Genomic DNA, 4335 nt, shown 5'->3' with positions numbered 1-4335 from the left:
GGCCGCCGCGCACGGCACGCGCGAAGTGGTCGCCGAGCGCAACCAGGGCGGCGAGATGGTCAGGTCCGTGCTGCTGACGGCCGAGCCGACGCTGCACGTGCGGCTGGTCCACGCGGCGGTCGGCAAAAGCCTGCGGGCGGAGCCGGTCGCGCATCTGTTCGAGGCGGGCAAGGTGCGCCTGCACGGAGGCCTGCCCGAGCTGGAAGCGCAGCTGCTCGGCCTGATCGCGGGGGGCGGGTATGAGGGGCCGGGGGCGAGCCCGGATCGGGCGGACGCGATGGTGTGGGGCGTGGCGGAGGTGATGCGGGAGCGGGGGGTAGGGGTATGGGGGTTGTGAGGTGCGTTGACATGCCGGTACGGGTTACGCATCCCGGAGCCAGCGAGGAAAGTCATGGCTGACCAGCCCAAGGATCAAGGCACGGTTATCAGAATGCTTGACGTCGTACGGGATGCGACCTTCGTCAGGTTCGTGGCCGATGAGGCGGTGATCGCGCCACTCGGTCGGGCGGTGGAGATCGCATTTCTGCAATACGGCCCTATCTTCCTGTCGCAGACCGATCATGGCGAGTTTGAGACGACCGATAGCAAGGCCGTGGTGACCGAAGTCGCCCGCATGCGGATGAACTATTCAAATTTGGTAGAGATGATGATGGGGTTTCTTCAATCCGGCATCGCCGACGGTCGGCTGAAAGCCGACATGATCCAGGAATCCATCAAGAACTGGGCCGCCGACAAACTGGCCGACCAACCCGAGGAAGACAGACCGTGAGCGTGCTTGCCAGGGAGGAGATGGACAACGAGAAGTTCGGCTTTCGAAAGATCGGCGACGATGCACCGGCCAGACGTCACGACGATGCCGGCGTGAGTTGGGAAGCCGACGAGGATGATGGATCGCCGGACCGGTTCGCATCGGATGCCAAGGCACGGCGATCGTTTTCGCCCTTGTTCGTCAAGACGCTGCTATCCGAGTCGCAACTGAACGATCGCGGCCTTTCGCTCTTCAACCATGACGCCAGTATCTGGCTGATCGACGCTGACGCCGACACGCTGCAGGGGGATCGGCCGTCGCAGGCGTGGCTTGGTGCGCTGCTGGCGCGCGTGGACGCGCTACGCGCGGGCGCGGCGGACGAAGATGTGCCGTTTTCGGAGGCGTCCGCGCGAGCGGCGCTCGACTTCGCGCGCGATCTGCGTGCTACCCGTCAACCGGGTGCGTTCCTGATCGGCAACGGCAACATCCGCCTGCTCTGGACCGAGGGGGAGGAGCAGATCGGCCTTCAGTTCCAGAACGGGGGGAAGGTTCAATTCGTGATGTTCGCCAGACGCGCGACCCGCATGGTCACGCATATGGGCGATGATGACGCCACCGGCATCAAGCGGCAGATCGTCGCGTCAGGCTTACGCCACTTACTCAACGGATAACGGCGGCGAGCGTGCCAAGACTGCCGCCCGACACGATCGTCGCCCGCTATGTCGGCGGTCTGCATCTCGATCCCGGCACGGGCCAGATCAACGGTAGCGCCTTTGAGCGAACGGCGAAGGACATCGATGGGGTGTCGTTCACGCGACGCGGCATCCTGGCGATCGGGACGCAACAGGATCGAGCCGCCATTCGCCAGGTCATGGCATCGCGTCTCCGGCTCGGGGCAACGGCCGTGTTCGCCGAACTACAGGCCGGTACCGCGCTCGATGCGTTGAGCGAGTTCGAGCAGGCGGTCAGCTTCGTCGAGGACGCGCTTGCCGCGGATGGCGATCGCCTGGCCAACCCCGCCCATGCGCTCCTGCTTGGCTTTCCGTTCAGGGGCGAACAGGTAGGGTCGCTAAAGTCGGAGGTCGCGGGCGATCGGCTTCGATCGTGCATCATCGACCGCTTTCCCGCAGCACCGACTTGATTCGACCAAGCCCGGCGCGAACCGCTGTCGCATCCTGACTACATGACAAGCCTGACTCAAAGCTGACAGCATTCCACGGCTTGCGCCGCGCGGGCCGGCAAGGACAGGGTATCCTGAGCCCGCCCGTCTCACTGATCCAGGAAGCTGCGCATCTTCCTCGACCGCGACGGGTGCTTGAGCTTGCGCAGCGCCTTGGCCTCGATCTGGCGGATGCGTTCGCGGGTGACGCTGAACTGCTGGCCGACCTCCTCCAGCGTGTGGTCGGTGTTCATCCCGATCCCGAAGCGCATGCGCAGCACGCGCTCCTCGCGCGGGGTGAGCGAGGCGAGGACGCGGGTCACCGTCTCCTTCAGGTTCGCCTGGATCGCCGCGTCGACCGGGATCACCGCGTTCTTGTCCTCGATGAAATCGCCCAGGTGGCTGTCCTCCTCGTCGCCGATCGGCGTTTCGAGGGAGATCGGCTCCTTGGCGATCTTCATCACCTTGCGGACCTTCTCCAGCGGCATGCTCAGCCGCTCGGCCATCTCCTCGGGCGTCGGCTCACGGCCCTGCTCGTGGAGGAACTGGCGGCTGGTCCGCACCAGCTTGTTGATCGTCTCGATCATGTGGACCGGGATGCGGATGGTGCGCGCCTGATCGGCGATCGAGCGGGTGATCGCCTGGCGGATCCACCAGGTCGCATAGGTCGAGAACTTATAGCCGCGCCGGTACTCGAACTTGTCGACCGCCTTCATCAGGCCGATATTGCCTTCCTGGATCAGGTCCAGGAACTGCAAGCCCCGGTTGGTGTATTTCTTGGCGATCGAGATGACGAGGCGCAGGTTCGCTTCCACCATCTCCTTCTTGGCGATGCGCGCCTCGCGCTCCGCCTTCTGCACCGTGTTGACGATGCGGCGGAACTCGGCCAGCGCCATGCCGGTCTGTTGCGCGATCTCGCTGATCTCGATGCGGATCCGGTCGGTCGCCTCGCCCTCGTTGGCGACGAAGGCGGTCCACTTCTTGTCGATCCTGTTGACCGACGCGAGCCAGCCATCGTCCATCTCGTGGCCGACATAGCGATCGAGGAAGTCCTTGCGCGGCACCTTGTGGCGCTCGGCCAGGCGCAGCATCTGGCCGCCCAGCGCGGTGAGGCGCCGGTTGAAGGCATAGAGCTGGTCGACAAGGTATTCGATCTTGCCCTGGTGGAACTGCATGCTTTCCACCTCGGCGGTCAGCTCCTCGCGCAGCTTGTGATATTTCCGCTCGTCGCCGGCCGACAGCTCGTTGCCCGCCGCCATCGCCTCCAGGCGCGACTGCTGTACCTTGCCGAACTTCTTGTAGATCGCGGTGATGTTGGCGAACCGCTCCAGCGCCTGCGGCTTGAGCTGTTCCTCCATCTGCGCGAGCGAGAGCGTGTTGTCCTCTTCCTCGTCGTCGCTGGGGCGCGGCGCGCGGCGCTCGGTCAGATCGTCCTCGTCGTCGTCGGCGACGGGCGCTTCCTCCTTGACATCCTCCTCCGCCTTGAAGGTCGGGCCGGCGGCGGCCTCGCTGATCTCGCCGGTGTCGTCCTCCTCGGACGCGGCGACCTGTTCGGCGGACGGGCCCTTGGAGAGCATCGCGTCGAGATCCAGGATCTCGCGCAGCTGCATCGTGCCCTCGTTGAGCGCGGCCGACCAGCTGATGATCGCGTTGAAGGTGATCGGGCTCTCGCATAGCCCCAGGATCATCGTGTCGCGGCCAGCCTCGATCCGCTTGGCGATCGCGATCTCGCCCTCGCGGCTGAGCAGCTCCACCGCGCCCATCTCGCGCAGGTACATGCGCACGGGATCGTCCGTACGGTCGACGGTTTCCTTCTTCTTGACCTCGGCGGTGGGCGCGTCCTGCTCGACCTCCGCGACCTCCGGCTCGTCGTCGTCGTCGGCGCGCGCCTCCGGCTCGCCGTCCTCGCCGGCTTCCTCGTTCTCGACGACGGTGATCCCCATCTCGTTGATGGCGGACATGACGTCCTCGATCTGGTCGGTCGTGAACTGGTCCTGCGGGACCAGCTCGTTGAGCTGATCGACGGTGATGTAGCCGCGCTTCTTGGCGCGCGCGATCACCTTCTTGATCCCCGCGTCGTTGAGGTCGAGCAGCGGCGCGTCGGCCGTGTCGGGTGCCTCCGCCGTGTCCGCCGCCATTGTTGCCTTCGCCGCCATCAATGTTCCTCAAGCGCCTGCGCGCGCAGATCCTCGTTGCGTTGACATAGGTTTGCCAGCCGCTTTTCCAAGGCTTGTTTCTCGTGCACGAGGCCGGTCTGCCGCGCGAAGGCGGCGTCGGTGAAGCGCTCGCGCATCGCGGCGGTGGCCTGGCCCAGCGCGGCTTCCACCTCCGGCGCGGCGACCAGGATCGCGACCGCCTCGTCCAGGTCGGCGGCGGCGCGCGCCGGGTCGGCGGCGGGGAGGCAGAAGCTGTAGGGCGTCGTGTCCGG

Annotated in this window: 4 protein-coding genes and 2 pseudogenes; 4 read left to right on the top strand and 2 right to left on the bottom strand. The window is 65.8% G+C overall.

What is annotated here, in order from left to right:
- From HUU95_RS09600 to HUU95_RS09585, 4 genes and pseudogenes are all read left to right on the top strand, one after another.
- Window positions 1–337, top strand: a pseudogene (locus HUU95_RS09600) (ATP-binding protein); the annotation flags it as partial.
- Between the two features lie 54 nt (window positions 338–391).
- A complete protein-coding gene (locus HUU95_RS09595) occupies window positions 392–769 on the top strand; it encodes a hypothetical protein (protein ID WP_174279911.1) in 378 nt (125 codons plus the stop codon).
- Entirely contained in the window at window positions 766–1419 is a 654-nt protein-coding gene (locus HUU95_RS09590; protein ID WP_174279910.1) for a hypothetical protein, read from the top strand. Before HUU95_RS09595 ends, HUU95_RS09590 begins: the two co-directional genes overlap by 4 nt.
- A gap of 11 nt (window positions 1420–1430) precedes the next feature.
- Window positions 1431–1889 carry a hypothetical protein gene (locus tag HUU95_RS09585; protein ID WP_174279909.1) on the top strand — a complete coding sequence of 153 codons (459 nt, stop codon included), beginning with the start codon at window positions 1431–1433 and terminating at the stop codon, window positions 1887–1889.
- A 128-nt stretch (window positions 1890–2017) separates the two neighbouring features.
- On the opposite strand, the gene rpoD is transcribed toward HUU95_RS09585, so the two are convergent.
- The gene (gene rpoD / locus HUU95_RS09580) at window positions 2018–4063 is read right to left on the bottom strand and encodes an RNA polymerase sigma factor RpoD (protein ID WP_174279908.1); all 2046 of its coding nucleotides are present in this window, start codon (window positions 4061–4063) and stop codon (window positions 2018–2020) included.
- Window positions 4063–4335, bottom strand: a pseudogene (locus tag HUU95_RS09575) (DNA primase); the annotation flags it as partial. The pseudogene HUU95_RS09575 and the gene rpoD, both read right to left, overlap by 1 nt.

Source organism: Sphingomonas bacterium (genome assembly GCF_903643065.1).
GTDB lineage: Bacteria > Pseudomonadota > Alphaproteobacteria > Sphingomonadales > Sphingomonadaceae > Sphingomonas.
This window is presented reverse-complemented; position numbering and strand designations above follow the sequence as displayed.